The sequence below is a fragment of the Streptomyces sp. NEAU-W12 genome (assembly GCF_026242095.1).
Classification (GTDB): domain Bacteria; phylum Actinomycetota; class Actinomycetes; order Streptomycetales; family Streptomycetaceae; genus Streptomyces.
This window is the reverse complement of sequence record NZ_JAPJDM010000003.1, coordinates 123,160-140,025: the sequence shown is the minus strand read 5'-3', so window position 1 is coordinate 140,025 and position 16,866 is coordinate 123,160. Positions and strand designations below refer to the sequence as shown.

General features: G+C 73.5%; 13 protein-coding genes and 2 pseudogenes. 9 read left to right on the top strand and 6 right to left on the bottom strand.

The window, feature by feature from the left end:
- Positions 1 to 53: 53 nt before the first annotated feature.
- Both ORI94_RS04880 and ORI94_RS04875 read left to right on the top strand, forming a co-directional pair.
- A pseudogene (locus ORI94_RS04880) lies at positions 54 to 559 on the top strand (GNAT family N-acetyltransferase).
- Between the two features lie 18 nt (positions 560 to 577).
- Positions 578 to 1,423 (top strand): serine hydrolase domain-containing protein, encoded by an 846-nt coding sequence (locus tag ORI94_RS04875; protein WP_266072788.1) that lies wholly within the window; start codon positions 578 to 580, stop codon positions 1,421 to 1,423.
- Positions 1,424 to 1,710: 287 nt separating this feature from the next.
- On the opposite strand, the gene ORI94_RS04870 is transcribed toward ORI94_RS04875, so the two are convergent.
- Positions 1,711 to 2,586: an alpha/beta fold hydrolase gene (locus tag ORI94_RS04870; protein ID WP_266072786.1), complete on the bottom strand. Its 876-nt coding sequence runs from the start codon at positions 2,584 to 2,586 to the stop codon at positions 1,711 to 1,713.
- 108 nt (positions 2,587 to 2,694) lie between these two features.
- On the opposite strand from ORI94_RS04870, the gene ORI94_RS04865 reads away from it, so the two are divergent.
- A complete protein-coding gene (locus ORI94_RS04865) occupies positions 2,695 to 3,201 on the top strand; it encodes a CGNR zinc finger domain-containing protein (RefSeq protein WP_266072784.1) in 507 nt (168 codons plus the stop codon).
- Between the two features lie 290 nt (positions 3,202 to 3,491).
- On the opposite strand, the pseudogene ORI94_RS04860 reads toward ORI94_RS04865, so the two are convergent.
- Positions 3,492 to 3,942: pseudogene (locus ORI94_RS04860) on the bottom strand (IS630 family transposase); the annotation flags it as partial.
- Positions 3,943 to 4,002: 60 nt separating this feature from the next.
- Positions 4,003 to 4,653 carry a helix-turn-helix domain-containing protein gene (locus tag ORI94_RS04855; protein WP_266072782.1) on the bottom strand — a complete coding sequence of 217 codons (651 nt, stop codon included), beginning with the start codon at positions 4,651 to 4,653 and terminating at the stop codon, positions 4,003 to 4,005.
- A gap of 141 nt (positions 4,654 to 4,794) precedes the next feature.
- On the opposite strand from ORI94_RS04855, the gene ORI94_RS04850 reads away from it, so the two are divergent.
- On the top strand, positions 4,795 to 5,781 hold the full coding sequence (locus tag ORI94_RS04850) for an alpha/beta fold hydrolase (protein WP_266072780.1): 987 nt from the start codon (positions 4,795 to 4,797) through the stop codon (positions 5,779 to 5,781).
- 259 nt (positions 5,782 to 6,040) lie between these two features.
- On the opposite strand, the gene ORI94_RS04845 is transcribed toward ORI94_RS04850, so the two are convergent.
- A complete protein-coding gene (locus ORI94_RS04845; RefSeq protein ID WP_266072777.1) occupies positions 6,041 to 6,334 on the bottom strand; it encodes a pyridoxamine 5'-phosphate oxidase family protein in 294 nt (97 codons plus the stop codon).
- On the opposite strand from ORI94_RS04845, the gene ORI94_RS04840 reads away from it, so the two are divergent.
- Entirely contained in the window at positions 6,327 to 6,500 is a 174-nt protein-coding gene (locus ORI94_RS04840; protein ID WP_266072775.1) for a hypothetical protein, read from the top strand. The two genes, ORI94_RS04845 and ORI94_RS04840, sit on opposite strands and share 8 nt — an antisense overlap.
- A 240-nt stretch (positions 6,501 to 6,740) precedes the next feature.
- On the opposite strand, the gene ORI94_RS04835 is transcribed toward ORI94_RS04840, so the two are convergent.
- Complete coding sequence (locus ORI94_RS04835) at positions 6,741 to 7,895, bottom strand: epoxide hydrolase family protein (RefSeq protein WP_266072773.1); 1,155 nt, start codon at positions 7,893 to 7,895, stop codon at positions 6,741 to 6,743.
- A gap of 99 nt (positions 7,896 to 7,994) precedes the next feature.
- Between ORI94_RS04835 and ORI94_RS04830 the strand changes: the two genes are divergently transcribed.
- From ORI94_RS04830 to ORI94_RS04815, 4 genes are all read left to right on the top strand, one after another.
- Positions 7,995 to 8,618, top strand: a complete 624-nt coding sequence (locus tag ORI94_RS04830; protein ID WP_266072771.1) for a TetR/AcrR family transcriptional regulator — start codon at positions 7,995 to 7,997, stop codon at positions 8,616 to 8,618.
- A gap of 645 nt (positions 8,619 to 9,263) precedes the next feature.
- Positions 9,264 to 11,792, top strand: coding sequence for a hypothetical protein (locus tag ORI94_RS04825; protein WP_266072769.1), 2,529 nt, complete (start codon positions 9,264 to 9,266; stop codon positions 11,790 to 11,792).
- Positions 11,789 to 13,543 carry a DEAD/DEAH box helicase gene (locus ORI94_RS04820; protein ID WP_323056023.1) on the top strand — a complete coding sequence of 585 codons (1,755 nt, stop codon included), beginning with the start codon at positions 11,789 to 11,791 and terminating at the stop codon, positions 13,541 to 13,543. The genes ORI94_RS04825 and ORI94_RS04820 overlap by 4 nt, the downstream gene beginning before the upstream one ends.
- 124 nt (positions 13,544 to 13,667) lie before the next feature.
- Positions 13,668 to 14,912, top strand: a complete 1,245-nt coding sequence (locus tag ORI94_RS04815; protein WP_266072765.1) for a hypothetical protein — start codon at positions 13,668 to 13,670, stop codon at positions 14,910 to 14,912.
- Between the two features lie 19 nt (positions 14,913 to 14,931).
- Here the strand turns inward: ORI94_RS04815 and ORI94_RS04810 are convergent, their stop codons facing one another.
- Positions 14,932 to 16,758, bottom strand: coding sequence for a flavin-containing monooxygenase (locus tag ORI94_RS04810; protein ID WP_266072763.1), 1,827 nt, complete (start codon positions 16,756 to 16,758; stop codon positions 14,932 to 14,934).
- Positions 16,759 to 16,866 lie beyond the last annotated feature (108 nt).

Here is a 16,866-nt window from a genome sequence, read left to right as displayed (position 1 = left end):
CCGGCGGGAAAACGGAGCGGGTGCGGACGTCCTGGCCGATTGCCATGACGGCCATGACCCTCGTACGCCGTGCGGTGCCCGGGGCCGCGGAGGAAGTACTGCGCCTGCGCCTGCTCCTGCGCCGGGTGGTGATCGACTCGATGCCCCGCTCCGCCCCGCCACGGACTGGCACGCCGACGCGCTGCCGGTGCTGCGCGCGAAGCCGGCGGAGCCGGACGGCCCGTTCGCGGCGTTCGTGGTGGACGGGCCGGGCCTGTCGGCGAGGGGCGGAGTCACGGAGCGGGGCGGGCCGGCGGCTCTGGTGGCCGGCACGATCGAGTACCGCATCGGCGGCGCGCGCAACCCGCACGGCACCGACGGCTACGTCTTCAGCGTCGCCACCGACCCGGACGCCCGGCGCCGGGGCTACGCGCGCGCCTGCACGGAGGAACCGCTGGAGTGGTTCCGCGAGCGGGGCGCCCGCCGCATCCGCCTCACGGCGTCCGCGCAGGCCGAGCCGCTGTACGCCTCGATGGGCTTCACGCGGAAGCCGGACCCCTTGCTGGAGCCGACCCCGTGAGCGCTTAGGCTCGACGGCATGTCGTTCAAGAGCCTCGCACTGATCGAGAACTGGCCGGTTCCCACCGCGGCGGCGGGCGTCGTCCGGGCGGACGGCACCCTCCTGGGCACCCACGGCCCCACCGGCCACCGCTTCCCGCTCGCCTCGGTCACCAAGCCGCTCGCGGCGTACGCGGCACTCGTGGCGTACGAGGAGGGCGCGATCGAGCTGGACGAACCGGCGGGCCCCGAGGGCTCCACGGTCCGCCACCTCCTCGCCCACACCTCCGGCCTCGCCTTCGACGAGCACCGGGTGACGTCCGCCCCCGGTGAGCGCCGCCTCTACTCCAACGCCGGGTTCGAGCAGCTCGGGGACCACATCGCGAAGGCGACGGAGATCCCGTTCGCCGAGTACCTGCGGCAGGCGGTGCTGGAGCCGCTGGGGATGACGTCGACCTCCCTGGAGGGCGCCGGCTCCCCCGCGAAGGACGGCACGTCCACGCTCGACGACCTGCTGCGCTTCGCCGCCGAGGTGCAGGCCCCGCGTCTGCTGGACGTCCGTACCGTCGCCGGGGCGATGACGGTCCAGTACCCGGGCACGAAGGGCGTCCTGCCGGGCTACGGCCACCAGAACCCCAACGACTGGGGCCTGGGCTTCGAGATCCGCGACGCCAAGTCCCCGCACTGGACGGGCGGTTCCTCGTCCCCCCGCACGTTCGGCCACTTCGGCCAGTCGGGCACGTTCCTGTGGATCGACCCGGCGGCGGACGTCGCCTGTGTGGCCCTGGCCGACCGCGCCTTCGGCCCCTGGGCGGTCGAGGCCTGGCCGCCCTTCACGGACGCGGTACTGGCGGAACTCCGCGGAAGCACCGGCGCGGCCACCTGACCGCCGACGGCGGCGGCGCCCGCCGGTGTGCCCGTGTGGTCCGCCAGAGGGAAGAGCGGCCGGCGACACGGTCTCCGGCCACGGCGTCACCCTCTGGCCGGCCGTAGAACCCAAGGTTTGTCTTGGCTTCGCGCAGCACCCCGCGCGAAACCAAGACCTTCGTCGTACTGCACGACCCTCAGCAGCCCGGCCGTTCACCGAGGTGGTACCGACCGAGGCACGGAGCCGGACGGTCCCGGCCTGTCCCGAAGAGGCCGTTCACCCACCCCGGGAACTCCTCGCGGGCTTCACGCCGGTGACGCGGTGGCGGTCAGGAACCCGCGCATGTACCCGGCCACGGTGTCCAGGTGGCTTTCGAGCAGGAAGTGCCCACCCCCGGGAATCAGGTGGATCTCCGCGTCCGGCAGGTCCCTGGTGAAGGCGCGTGCTCCGTCCGGGCCGAAGATCTCGTCGTTCGCGCCCCAGACCGCGAGGAGGGGAACCCGGCGTTCCCGGAAGTAGGCGTGCACCTGGGGGTAGAGGGGCGGGTTGCCGGCGTAGTCGCGGAACAGGGCGAGCTGCACGAGGTCGTTGCCCGGCCGGTTGACCTCGCGGTGGTCGGCGACCCAGGTGTCCGGGTCGACCAGCTCGGGTCGGTCCACCCCGTGCAGGTACTGCCAGCGGATGGCGTCGAGCGAGAGGGCACCGCGGACGGCGGGTTCGGTCCGGGGGCCCGGATCCTCCGCGTACGCCCATACGGGCTTCCAGAAATCCGGTACGAAGCCGTCCTCGTAGGCGTTGCCGCTCTGCGTGATCACCGCGGTGATCGCGTCCGGGGCGCGCAGGGCCAGCCGCCAGCCGATGGGGGCGCCGTAGTCCTGGACGTACACGGCGTAGCGGGTCACGCCGAGCCGGGCCAGAAGGGCTTCGGTGATGTCGGTCAGGGAGTCGAAGGTGTAGGTGAACTCGTCCACGGCCGGGGCATCGGAGGTGCCGAAGCCGAGGTGGTCGGGGGCGATGACGTGGAACCGGTCGGCCAGCGCCGGAATGAGGTGGCGGAACATGCGTGAACTGGAGGGGAATCCGTGCAGGAGTACGAGCGTGGGTGCCTCGCGGGGTCCTGCCTCGCGGTAGAAGACGCGATGTCCCCGCACTGTCGCGTACTGGTGGCGGACCTCAACCATGGCTAACCCCTTTGGCTCACTTTGACGGTTACTCTTCGGCGCCCAGTAGACCGCCCCTGGAGTAACCTGTCAAACGACTTGATGGAGTTAGTTGGGAAGGTGAGGTCCGTGCTGGACGACCAAGCCCTGATGCAGGCGCTGAACAGCACCCCGGTCACGGATGGCCGACGCCAGGACCTGTGGCGCGACGACCACGAGGTGGACAGGTGGGCGCGGGAGCGCGGGGGCCTCGGCGGCGACGAGGAGCGCCGGTGGCTGCGCACCGCCCGGGACGCGCTCCAGGCGGTGGAGTCGGGCACTCCGGCGGAGCCCCGGCTGCGCCGGGTCCTCGCAGGCGTTCACAAAGTCCCGCAGCCCGGCACGTCGGGCATCCAGTGGCACCTGGAGGTGCCGCCGGAACGCAGGCTCGCCGTGGAACTCGTACTCGCCTGGGCGGACGTCAAGGAGCGCATGCCCGGCCGCCTGCGGCCGTGCGGGAACCCCGAATGCCGCCTCTTCCTCCTGGACCGCAGCCGCGCCAACACCGCACGGTGGTGCTCGATGAAGACCTGCGGGAACCGGCTCAAAGCCCGTCGGCACCAGGCCCGGACGCGCGAGACCCCACACCCCGGGTAGGGCACCGGCGAGTCGACGGAGGCCCCACAGCGCCCCGGCCCGGCCGGTGCCGGGGTGCGGGCCCTGGCACGGGACGCCCAGGAGGTGTGTCGGGTCGACGCGGCAGAACCGATCACACGCCTCACGGAGGAACGCCGTGGAGACCGACTCCGGCCTGCGGAATACCCAAGGCTTCGGCGTGGTCGGCCGATGCCCGGTTGCTGACGTCTCGTCATGTCGGGCAGGGTCCGACGCAGAGCAGGCACGTACGTCCGTGATCATGGAGTTCTCTACGCTCTGTGACCTTGGACTGCCCGGGTTCAGCTCGGGTGAGTACGAGGGCAGGAAGTGCAGCTCGACCTGGTCCTTGTGGTCGACGAGCCAGTCCCGGACGGCCTTCGAGCGGTGAGCCGAGTGCCGGTCGACGACCAGGTGGACCTTCCGGTCGAAGTGCCCGGAGAGCCGGGTGAGGAAGCGGCACATGACCTGCGCGTCGAAGGTCTCGGTGAAGACCATGAAGTGCGTCCGCCCCTTGGTGCTGATCGCGGACATCGCGTTCACGGAGAACCGGTTCCCGGTGCGGCGCACGACCGGAGTCCGGCCCTTGGCACCCCAGGTGCGGCCGGTGACCTGCTCCGAGCGGATCCCGACCTGATCAGCGAAGAGGACCTCGCCGTTCTCCGCCTTCGCCCTGGCCCGGATCGCCGGCCAGGCCTCCTCACGCCAGATCCGGACCGCCTCCGGATCCTGCTCGGTGGCCCTTGGCCGCGAACCTGCGCGCAAGTCGCGGTTTCGCTCTCTTGTCGGAACGGGTTCCGGATCCTACGGCTGCGCTTCGCGGCCGGCCTGGGCGCGATTCGGCTGGCGGTTCCCGCGGCCAACGGCCGGAGGGGTGCGCGGCCGTAGGCGCTCGCCCTGGGGCCCGAAGATAATCAGGTACTCAACAGGCCCGCCGGAGCCGGCGTTCACCACCCCATGCGGGGTGCGGGTGTCGAACTCGGCAATGTCCCCGGCAGTCAGGATGAGGTCTTGGTCGCCGAGCGCGAGCCACAGCCGCCCGTACAGGACGCACAGCCACTCGTGGCCGTCGTGGGAGACCTGCCGCGGCCGCGCGGGCGGACCCTCGACAGCGGGCAGGACGTGCTTGTGGGCGTGCAGGCCGCCGACGTACCGGGTGAGCGGCAGCACCGCCTTGTCGTCGCCGAAGCTCAGCGGCGCCGCGGTGCGCGGCTCGGCCGCGGGGGTGGGTGCGGTGCCGGCCAGCTCGTCCAGGGAGACGCCGTACTCCTTCGCCAGCTGCAGCACCACCTCCAGGGTGGGCTTGCGCCGTCCGGTCTCGATCCGCGACAGCGTGCTCGGCGAGATACCGGTCGCACAGCTGACACCGGTGAGCGTGGCACCGCGGTGCTCGCGTGCGGCCCGCAGCCGGGGCCCCATCGCCGCCAGCGTGTCGGCCACGTCGTCGACTGCCACCGTTCCTGCTCCTTCCGGTCGCGCCGTTCCATCACCCTGTCCTGCGAGTTTGCCAGATGGGCAAGGCTGATCGCGTCGGGCGGCCGTCGCGCCGCATGATCGATGGGCAGCCGCGTCCGTCCGCGAATCGAGGAGAATCCCATGCAGTCCGAGCCGTCCGCCGAGCTCCGCCACCGCACCGTCGAGTGCCCGGCCGGGCGCCTGCACCTGGTCGAGCAGGGTGCCGGCCCGCTGGTCCTGCTCGTGCACGGGTTCCCCGAGTCCTGGTACTCCTGGCGCCGCCAGCTCCCCGCCCTCGCCGCGGCCGGGTACCGGGCGGTGGCGATCGACGTGCGCGGCTACGGCCGCTCTTCCAAGCCGGAGGCGACCGACGCCTACCGGATGCTCGACCTGGTGGAGGACAACGTCGCCGTCGTGCGCGCACTGGGCGAGCAGACGGCGGTGGTCGTCGGCCACGACTGGGGCTCCAACATCGCCGCCGCCTCCGCCCTGCTCCACCCCGAGGTCTTCCGCGCCGTCGGCCTGCTGAGCGTCCCCTATGCGCCGCCCGGCGGCCCCCGCCCTACCGACGTATTCGGCCAGATCGGCGGCCCCGAGCAGGAGTTCTACGTCTCCTACTTCCAGAAGCCCGGCCGCGCCGAAGCGGAGATCGAGCCCGACGTCCGGGGCTGGCTCGCCGGCTTCTACGCGGCCCTGTCCGCCGACACCATGCCCGCTCAGGGCGAGCCCGACCCGCACTTCGTCGCCCACGGCGGCCGGCTGAGCGACCGCTTCCCCGCAGGCACCCTCCCTGGCTGGCTGGGCGAGGACGACCTCGACGTCTACGCCGGGGAGTTCGAGCGCACCGGCCTGACCGGCGCCCTCAACCGCTACCGCACCATGGACCGCGACTGGGAAGAACTCGCCCCGCACCGCGGAGCCCCGATCAAGCAGCCCTCCCTGTTCATCGGCGGCGCCCTGGACGCCTCCACCACCTGGTTGGCCGACGCCATCGAGGCTTACCCCACCACGCTCCCCGGCCTGTCCGCCTCTCATCTCCTGGACGGCTGCGGCCACTGGATCCAGCAGGAGCGCCCCGACGAGGTCAACCGCCTGCTGACCGACTGGCTCGCCACCCTCCAGGGCTAAGACCGTGTCCTACATGGTCTAAAGGCCTGTGGGGATGGTTGCAGCGGCTGGACCGACCGCGTCGGCCCGGCAGCCGTAACGGCCCGCGAGGCTCGAACCACCGGTCAGGGGCCGAGGGCTTCGAATTCCGGGCGGGCACGGCCCCCGGAGCCCCGGAGTCCCCGGCAGAGTCATGGCGAACGGCCGCCCCGCGGCGGTCGGGGAGTTCCTCCTGTGCGGATCTCAGGAAACGACGACCGCCGCCGGGAAGACGGGTGGATCAGCGGCGGGGGGTGTGCAGCTTGTCGACGCCGATGGTCAGGATGAGGCGCTGTTGCGTGCCGCCGTCGAACCCCGGGTAAGGACGGCCCAGGTACTTGTGGGACAGCTTGTCGATGTGCTCCCGGGCGCCCTCCGTCGCGGAAGCCGTGACACGCCCCCGGACCGCCCAGTAACGCGACGGAGTGGACGGGTCCGCCACAGCCACGGCAACGCGAGGATCACGCTCGACGTTGCGCACCTTCTGGTGGGTGCTCACCGTGTTGATGACGATGTTCTCTCCGTCCGTGTCCACCCAGGTCTGCGTGATCTGGGGGGGAACCGTCCGGCATGAGGGTGGTCAGGAAACACTGGGCCGGGGACTGCAGCATTTCGAGCAGGCCATTCGGCAGGGGCACGATAAAGACACCTTTTCCTTCATGGGTGTTCGGGGAGCTGCACCGCTGGCCAACGGCTCGTGATCGGCCGGTCGGAACGACTTGCCGAAATCCGGCGAGTGCCGCAGCCGGCTGCCGTTGCCGTCGGCCCGCCCTACAGCATTGTTTTCACGCGAAAGAGCGACGGACCTTCTTCACCGGCCCCGCAGGACCCCGACCGCGCGGGGGTTGCCAGTCCTGGTGGCCCGGACCGGAGTACGGGCGGAGCGGCCGGGACGCGGCTGCGCCGCCGTGCGCCTCGCGAACGGCAGGGGCCGGGCTGGTTCATCCGCGGCGCAGTGACCGGAAGGTGGTGCGGATCTCGTCGGTCAGGACGGCGGGCTGTTCAAGAGCCGCGAAGTGTCCTCCGTGATCGAGCCGGCGGTAGTGCAGGACGTTGGAGTAACGCCGCTCGATCCAACGGCGTGATGCCTGCACGGCCTCGCCGGGGAAGATGCTGAACCCGGCCGGCGTGGGGTTCGGCCCGGGTACGCCTCCCGGTTCCTGGCGTGCCTCCCAGTACAGCCGTGCGGAGGAGGGGCCCGCGTTGGGCAGCCAGTACATCATGATGTCGTCCAGGATCTCGTCGCGCGGGACGACCGCCTCGGGGTTGCCGTCGCTGTCGGTGACGTCCTGGAAGAGGGTGTAGATCCAGGCGGCCAGTCCGGCGGGTGAGTCGGCCAGGGAATAGCCGATGGTCTGCGGCCGGGTGGCCTGCTCCCGGGAGTAGCCGTCGAGCACGCTCCGGTAGCGCTCCGCCTTGTCCAGCATGCGCTGCTCGTCGGGTGTCGCCTCCTCGATCTCCTGGGCGGTGGGGAACACCAGCGGCAGGTTGACGTGCATGCCGAGAAGCCCCTCGGGCACCTCGCGGCTGATCGCCTCGACGACGGCCGATCCCCAGTCGCCGCCCTGTGCGACCCACTCGCGGTAACCGAGGCGGTCCATGAGCTCGATCCAGGCGACGGCGGTACGGGAAACACCCCACCCGGGGGCGGTGGGCTTGTCGGAGAAACCGAAGCCGGGCATGGAGGGGATCACGACGTGGAAGGCGTCCTCGGCCCGGCCGCCGTGCGCGACGGGATCGGTCAGCGGCCCGACCAGGTGCCGGAACTCCAGGATGGACCCGGGCCAGCCGTGGCACAGCAGGAGGGGCATCGCCGACGGCTCGGGCGAGCGGGCGTGCAGGAAGTGCACGCCGACGCCGTCCAGGACGGTACGGAACGACCCGATGCCGTTGATGTCCTTCTCGCAGCGGCGCCAGTCGTAATCGGTGGCCCAGTGTGCGCACAGCGCGCGGATGCGTTCCAGTTCCGGTCCCTGGTCGGGGCCGGTCTCCCGGTCCGGCCAGCGGGTATCGGCCAGTCGACGGGCGAGCCGGTCGAGTTCCCGCTCGTCGACCTCAATCGGGAAGGCTTCGACTGTCGTGGGCAGTGAGGGCATGACCGCCTCCTCGTAGTGGTGTGGTCGGTGCCACCAAACCACGAAGTGGAAGAGTTCTTCAACTTAGAAGAGCGGTCTCCACTTGGTAGGGTCGGCCGCATGACCGAACGCCCCTTGCGCCGTGACGCCGAGCGCAACCGGCAGCGCCTGCTGGAGGCGGCACGGGAACTCATGGCCCGCGACGGGCTGCGGGTGCCGTACGAGGAGATCGCCCGCACGGCCGGAAGCGGCATGGGCACCCTGTACCGCCGCTTCCCCGACCGCCAGGACCTCGTGGACGCCCTGTTCGCCGAACACGTCGACGCCGTGGTCGCCCTCGCCCAGCAGGCGTGCCGGAACGACGACCCCTGGAGCGGCCTCACCTGGTTCATGGAGCGGCAGTTCGAACTCGAAGCCGACAACCGCGCCCTGGGTGAACTGCTGCGCGGCGGACAGCAGGGGACCGCCCACCTGGCGCAGGGCTGCGCCCGCATCGCGGAACTGGTCGCACAGCTCGTCGAACGCGCGGTCCGCGCCGGCCGGTTGCCGCCCGGAGCGACCCCCGACGACCTCGAGACCGTCCACCTCATGGTGGGCGCCGTGATGGACGCCTCACGGCAACACGACCCCCACCGGTGGCGGCGCGCCCTGGCCGTGGCACTCGCCGGACTCCGCCATGCCGACCTGCGGCCGGACGGAGAAACCATGCGCCCTGTCCGGCCGGCCCCGCGGTACGGCCCGTAGCACCGCCCAGCATGCGGAGCCCAGCATGCGGACCGGCCCCCACCGACTGAGGGTGGGCCCCGCGTTCGGCCGGATCGGGGTGGATGCCGAGCAGGCCGGCGACGACCACGGGCGGCAGGCCCACCAGGGCGTCCGTCATGGCGGTGTTCCGTGCCGCGAGGGCGGGCGGACGGTGGCGCCTCAGAGTGCCCGCGTGGCCGAGGGGGTTGCACGGGCGTCCAGGGCCGTGACCGGGCAAGAGGCATCTGCACCCGGCCGTGCTGCTGCGCCGGGCGGGAGCCGTGCTGGAGCTGATCGTCCATGAGGCGGGCGAGCTCCGGCGGGAGCACGGAGGGGCGGCGGTTGACCGTCAGGCAGGGACGCCCCTGGTCGTGGCGCATGTGGTCGTCGGCGAGTTCGACATCCCCTCGGGCACGTGGGCGCCTCCCCGTACCGCCACCCGCCCTGGCACACCGTCACGTCGGACACGGACGCGAAGCCATGGACACGGCTGCGGTCGCCCGCCGCCCCGGCCCGGCCGCTACCGGGGCCGGGGCGGGTGCCGGTGTCGGGGCGGCGGTGTCGGCAATCTGGCTCACGGTAGCGGCCCACTCGCTTAAAGTGAGCGGGTCCGGTGCTGCCGCGCCGGGGCGATGGGGAGTGGGAGTGAGTTCTACGGCTGCAGCCGGTTCGCGGGCGGAGGCGGCGTCGACCGGTCAGGACGCGAGGTCGCCGGAGGCCGACCCCTGGCAGGAGACGCTCAGGAGATTCGTCGGGTCGACGGGGGACGACCCCGCGGTGGCCGACGAGGCGCTGCGGCGCCTGGGTGCCGGGCTGTTGACGGTGCGCGACATGCGGTTGGTACTCCTGGGGACGGCGCACCTGCCGGGTTGGCAGCCGGTGCGCCGAGCCGTGATCGACGTCCTGGCCGAGGACGTGGAGTCGGCGCGGCACGTTCTCGTCACCCACACCCAGGTCGAGGTGCTGCCGCCCCCTCGGTACGAAGAGGTCCCACCGCAACACGGCGGCACCGGTGCCGCGTTCGCGGCCGTGGTCGGTGCCGCGGGCGCGCAGGTCACCGGACCCGCCCGGCAGGCCCGTACCGGCCGGGAGGCGAAGGACCGGGCGGCGCTCGCCCTGCTGGCAGCTCTGGCCGGCGTCGAACCGCCGGACCGGGGACCGGGCCGGGGCGGAGCGGCCGGGCGCCTCGTCCTGCCGGGCATGCTGACGGAGGTCTTCGAACACCGCCTGCTGCGCGCCCTGTCGACGGGACGGGGGCCCGGCCCGGAGCTGGAGGGGGAAGCCCTGTGCCGGGCCGGCACGGGACGGCTGCGCCACCGCGACCTGTACCTGCTGCTCCTCACCGCCCGGGGCAGGGAGTGGACCAGGACGCGCACGGCGGCACTTCGGCGGGCCGCGGCGATGCCCCCGGCTCCGGCCAGGCTGCTGCACTGGTACGCCGAACAGCACGGCGAGGGTGAGGGGCACGGCCTGTCCTACGAGGAGGAGCCGGACCCCGCCGGAGGCCGCCACCGCGTGCGGGCCCTGCTGCGGGCGGAACGCACGTGGAGCGGGCCGGAACGGACCGCCTGGTCACGCGGGACGGCCAAGCACTACGCCTGCTGCGCGCTGCTCGCCGAGCTGGCCGGCCTGCCGGAGCCCGCCCCGCAGGTCGAGGACAAGCGGGCCGGGACCGTACGCATCACGGTCCCCGCGCAGGGCCAGGACCCGGTCGGGACGCTCAACAAGCACTGTCAGCGGGAGGCGATCACCAAGCCCGAGTCGACGCTGCGAACCCTGGGATCGCGCGTGGAGTGCACCTACCGCTGCCGCCACCGGGCCAGTGACCTGCAGGTCCAGGCCACCGCGGTCGGCCCGGACAAGAACGCCGCACGCGGCGCGGCGGCGCTGAAACTGCTGCGCAAGCTCGCCTCCATCGACACCGCCGACACCCCCGCCGTCCCCGGCATCCCCGCCGTCCCCGCCGTCCCCGGGGAAGCGGACGACCGGCGTTCCCCGGGGCCGGGACCCGCGGCCACGCCGCCCGCCCCCTCCCCGGCCCGGCTGCACGAAGCGGTTGCCGCGGGCTGCCCGGTGTCGTTCGTGCCCGCCCGGGGCTCGGGCCCGGCGGCGTGGTGGGTGCGGGACGGTGGCTCCCGTTCCCGTGCGCTGCCGGTGACCGGCCTGTCCGCCCCGCCCGCCGCCGGGTGGCGGGTCGGGCTCGCGGACGGCCTGCCCGCGGTGCACCGGGCCGGTGCCGGTGCGGACCCGACCGCGGTGTTCTGGCAGCGGGCGGTGCACATCGCCCTGCAGCTCGTCCGGGCCCGGCTCGTCCATCCCGCGCTCGACGGGCGCGGGCACGCGGTATGGCGCGTGGGCCCGGTCCCGGCGGACGCCGAGGACGCGTTGACGGCGCTCGCCACGGCGGCGCCGCCCGGCGCCGTCCTGTCGTCCGGTCCCGGGTCCGGGTCCAGGCCCGGGTCCGGCATGAGCGCGCGCCAGGCGATCCTCGCCTGCTGTGACGCGGTGGCCGACGCGCTGGTGCGCACCCCGGCCGCCGTCCTGTGCGGGGCCGGCCCCTGGACGGCGCCCGTACCGGGCCCGGTCACCGCCGGGACGCAGGAGGCGGTGCGCGGCTGGCTGGACGGTGTGGAGGACCTGGCCGACGGCGGCCCGGCCCCGCTGCTGGTCCTGCGGGTCCGGCCGCCCGGCGACGAGCAGGCCGCCGCCGGCCGGCTCACCGTCGACCTGCACCTGGCCCCGGCGGGATCCTGCACCACGGTTTCCGTCCCTGCGGGGTCCGGACCTGCCGACTCCGCCCCTTCCGGGCCCGGCCCCGCAGATGCCGGCCCCGGCATGCCGGACGAGGTGGCCGCCGCCCGGGTGTGGGCCGGCACCGCGCGCGTCGGCGGCGAGGATGCCGACACGGTCCGGCCGCGGGTCCGGCGGGTCCTGCGCCGGGCCGCACGGCTGCATCAGGCACCGGCCGCACTGGCCGCGCTGGCCGGTGAGGAGAACCCGCGGCGGTGCGTCCTGCGCTCCGGCGACATCGCCGCGCTGCTGGAGCAGGAGGCCGAACTCGCCGGAGCGGGCGTACGGGTGGTGTGGCCCGAGCGGCTGCGCACCGCCCTGTCGGCGGCCGCGGTCGTCGGCACACCGGACGGGCGGACGGGGAGCGGCCGCGGTTCAGCGTGACGGCGCTGCTCGACTTCCGCTGGCAGGTCGCTCTCGACGGCGCCGACCTCAGCGAGGAGGAGATGGACGCCCTCGCCGAAGCGGCCCGGCCGCTCGTACGCGTCCGCGGACAGTGGGTCCTCGCCGACCCGGTTGTCCGACGCCGTGCCCGCCACCGGCTCCTGGGCCGGCTGCCCGGGACGCAGGCGCTGACCGCCGCCCTGACGGGCACCGTCACCGTCGCCGACGACACGGTGGCCTGCCGGCCCGCCGGACCGCTCGCCGACCTGATCGGTGTGCTGCGCCGGGGCGAGCACCATCCCGAGGAGGTTCCCTCCCCCTCCGGGCTGACGGCCGCCCTGCGCGGCTACCAGCAACGGGCCCTGACCTGGCTCGCGCACACCACCCGCCTCGGGTTCGGCGCGGTCCTCGCCGACGACATGGGGCTGGGCAAGACCCTCACCGCGCTCGCCTTCACCCTGCACCACCAGCAGTGCGCTCCCGGCCCGGCGCTGGTGGTCTGCCCGGCGTCCCTGGTGGCCACCTGGTGCCGCGAGGCCGCCCGCTTCGCCCCCCGCCTGCCGGTCGTCGCCCACCACGGCGCCGAACGCACGCTGGAGGCGGTCACCGACACCACGCTGGTGGTCACCACCTACGACCTGCTGCGCCGCGACGCCGCCCGCCTCGCCGAGCGGCACTGGGGCCTGGTCGTCGCCGACGAGGCCCAGCACGCGAAGAACCCCGCCTCCGCCACCGCCCGCCGGCTGCGCGCCCTGCCCTCCACCACCCGCCTGGCGCTGAGCGGCACCCCGGTGGAGAACAACCTGTCCGAGCTGTGGTCGCTGCTCGACTGGACCAACCCGGGCCTGTTCGGACCGCTGGCGGCGTTCCGCTCCCGGTGGGCGAACGCCGCGGAGAAGAACCCCGACGGCGCGGAGGCCGCCGCACTGGGTCGGATCGTCGCCCCGTTCCTGCTCCGGCGCCGCAAGACCGATCCCGGTATCGCCCCCGAACTCCCGGCGAAGATCGACCGGCCGCGCCCGGTGCAGCTGACCACCGAGCAGGCCGGCCTGTACGAGGCGGTCGTCCGTGAGACCCTGCAGCAGATCCGGGACGCCCGCGGCATCGAACGCAACGGCCTGGTCTTCAAGCTCCTGACCGCGCTGAAACAGATCACCAACCACCCCGCTCACTACCTGCGTGAACAGCCGCCCACCAGCGGCGAGTCACCCGCGTTCACGGCACGCTCGGCGAAGACGGCGGCCCTCGTCGACCTGCTGGAGACGATCCGGGCGAGCGGCGAGGCCGCACTGGTCTTCACCAGCTACGTCGCCATGGGCCACCTGCTCACCGCCCACCTCACCCACCTCGGCCACGCCCCGCTCTTCCTGCACGGGGCGACGCCCCTGGCCGAGCGGACGCGCAGGGTCGACGCCTTCCAGGCCGGCCGGCACCCGGTGATGGTCCTGTCCCTCAAGGCGGCCGGGACCGGCCTGACCCTCACCCGTGCCGCCCACGTCGTCCACTACGACCGCAGCTGGAACGCCGCCGTGGAGGACCAGGCCACCGACCGCGCCCACCGCATCGGCCAGCACCGGACCGTCACCGTGCACCGTCTGATCACCCGGCACACCGTCGAGGACCGCATCGACGAGCTCCTCACCCGCAAGCGTGCCCTGGCCTCCGCCGTCCTGACCGGCGGGGACCGGGCGCTCACCCGGCTCACCGACCGGGAACTGGCCGACCTCGTGGCCCTGGGAGAACACCGGTGAACAGTCCCCACACCACCACCGGACGAACCCACGCCCCCACCACCGCCCCGACCCACCCGAACCGAACCCCCACCCCCCTCACCCACCACGAACCGACCGACCCCGTGGCCCCGGGAGAACACCGGTGAACAGTCCCCACACCACCACCGGGTGGGCCCACGCCCTGAGCTCCGCCCTCGCCCGGGCCGCCGGGGACACCGCGCTCCCGGACGCGGCACGGCGTCTGCTCCTGACCGCCGAGGCGGGCCCGCTCAACGTCAACCGGGGCTTCGCCACGACCAAGTTCCCCCTGCCCGGCGGTCGCGTCGCCCGGCCCCGGCTGCTCGTCGCCGAGCTCACGGACGCCGACTGGGACCGCGTCGAGACCGCGATCCGCGCACGCCCCGACGCCACGGCCGTCGCCGGAACCGCCGCCGTCAGCGACCTGCTCACCGACCCGGCCCACACCGGCGGCGTCCCCCTCGTCCCCGGCCCGGAGGACATCTCCCACACCTGCACCTGCGCCCCCGAGGCCGCCGGCGCCGCGTGCCCGCACTCCGTCGCCCTCGGCATGCTCCTCGCCGAGCGGCTGCGCACCACGCCCGCCGCGCTGTTCACCCTGCGCGGCCGCCCCCACCAGCACGTGAAGAAGCGCCTGCGCGCGAGCGGCGCGGCCCCCGGGGGAGCCGGGGCCCCGATGCACGGGCCCCCGGTGTCCGGAACCCCACCCGCCGTCGCGATCCCTCCCCAGGCCCAAACACCGGCCCCACCGAGCCTGCCCGCCCCACCGATCCCCGATCCGGTCGACCTCGGCCTCACCGGGGCACGCCCGGTACCGACCGGTGCACTCGCCGAGCCGCCCGCCCCGCTGCCCGCGGCCGGGGCCCTGGACGCGCTGGCGGCGGACGCCGCCCACCGCGCCGGTGCCCTTCTCGACGGGCAGGAGCCGCCGGCCTGCCCCGGCCCCGGCAGCGACATCGCGCGCTTCCTGGCCCTGCCGCACGGGGCACCGTTCCGGCAGGCCGCCATGGACCGTCTCGGCCTGGACATCGTCGGCATGGGCCACTACCGGCTCGCCCACACCCACGGCGGGCCGGGCGGAGCAGCCGCCTACCTCGAACCGTTCACCGTCGACCACGACGTCCTCGCCGACGCCCAGGCCCGCATCCAGCCGCTGCGCCCCGCCGCCACGGCCCCCGTCGTGTGCGAGCACAACCGGCTCACCGACGACGCCGCAGGCATCCAGCTCAGGTACGGGCCGGACGGGCGCTGGCACCCCTACCGCGCCCCGTACGGCGTCTGGCAACCCGTCCCCGGCCCGTCCGCCGACCCGGCCCGGGCCTACCGTGCCGCCCGCACCGCGGGGCGCGCGAACCGGCGTACCCCGTAGCGTCCCCTCCCGTGTCGGCTCACCGGTCCCGGGCCGGCGTCCTCGGCCGGAGGATGTCGTCGAGGGAGTCCTCGCGCCACTGCTCGAGGAGTCGGTGGAAGGCGTGGGCGCCGTGGGGGTAGGCGGTGGGGCCGTCGGGGCGGCCCCGGCCTTCGCGGTTGTAGTAGCCGGGGGTGCAGTCGGCGTGGAACCACTCGTGGTCGGGGGCGTCCTCGGCCAGGGTGGCGAGCCAGGCGTCCTCGAGCTCGCGGGACGGTTCGAGGAGGGCGTCCCCGGCTTCGGCGGCGGCGACGAGGGCGGCGGCGTGGACGGCCTGTTCGTCGAGGATGTGGGTGAAGTTGACGCTGCTGGCGTTCTGCAGGGTCCCCATCTGGATGAGGTTCGGGAAGCCGTTGCTGGTGAAGCCGTGCAGGGTGCGCGGGCCCTGCTGCGCCCACGCGTGCAGGAGCTGGGTGCCGCCGCGGCCGTACACCGGCAGTTTCCCGGAGAGGACGCCGGAGGTCCCGACGTCGAATCCGGTCGCGAAGATCAGGCAGTCGAGTGCGTACGTGACGCCGCCGACCACGACGCCTTTCTCGGTGACGCGCTCGATGCCGTGGGTGTCCGCGGTGTCGACCAGGGTGACGTTGTCGCGGTTGAACGCCTGGTAGTACCGGTCGGAGAAGGTGGGGCGCTTGCAGGCGTACCGGTACCAGGGCTTGAGCTTCTCCGCCGTGTCCGGGTCGGTGACCGTCTCCTCGACGCGGGCGCGGAGTTCGTTCATCTTCGCGGCGTCGGCGGCCTCGTAGGCGGCTTCGAAGGCCGCCCGGTCGCCCTGGCGGCGGAAGCTCGGCAGGAGCTTCTCCAGGAGGCCGGCCGACTCGGTCCAGCGGTCGGCGACGAGGTCCTCGTCGGCGGGTTCGCCGGAGACGATGCGGAGGTAGTTGTCGCGGCGCTCGGCCGCCCAGCCCTCTCGGTCGGCGCCGACGTCCCGGGCGGTGGTGCGGCGGTTGGCGCGTACGTCCACGGTGGACGGGGTGCGCTGGAAGACGTGGACGTGCGCGGCGTCCTCGGCCAGCATCGGGATGACCTGGATGCCGGTGGCGCCGGTGCCGACGACGCCCACCCGCTTGTCCGCGAGGCCGGTCATCCCGCCGTCGGGGGTGCCGCCGGTGTAGGCGTAGTCCCACCGCGAGGTGTGGAAGGTGTGCCCCTCGAAGTCCTGGATGCCGGGGATCCCGGGGAGTTTCGGCGTGGACAGCGTGCCGGTGGAGGTGACGACGTACGTGGCGTGGAAGGCGTCACCGCGGTCGGTGGCCACGATCCACGTCCCGGATGTCTCCTCCCAGGTCAGCGAGGTGACCGAGGTCGAGAACAGGGCGTGTTCGTAGAGGCCGGACTGCCGGGCGACGCGCACCGCGTGGCGGCGGATCTCCTCCCCCGGGGCGTACTTCCACTCCGGGACGTATCCGGTCTCGTCGAGCATCGGCAGGTACACGTGCGCCTCGATGTCGCAGTGGATGCCCGGGTACCGGTTCCAGTACCAGGTGCCCCCGAAGTCGCCGCCCGTCTCGACGACGCGGACGGACCGCACACCCCGCTGCCGCAGCCGCGCCCCGGCGAGGATGCCGCCGAACCCGCCGCCGACCACGGCGACGTCGACGGTGTCGTGCAGCGGCTCGCGCCCGGCGGCCTCACCGGCGTACGGGTCGGCGGCGTAGTAGCCGAACTCGGCTTCGGTGGCCTGGTACTGGGCCGCGCCGTCCGGGCGTACGCGCCGCTCGCGCTCGGCGCGGTAGCGCCGCCTCAGCGCCTCCAGCTCTTCGGAGGAGGGCGCCTGGTGGGGCATCGTGCGAGGGATCGTCATGTGGGGGGGGACCTGCCTCAATCCTCTGTTGTTCCGGCCGCGTCGGCCTGTGCGGCCGTCGGCTCCGCTACGGTAGCAACTACCGGACAACACTGTCCGGTTGGGATT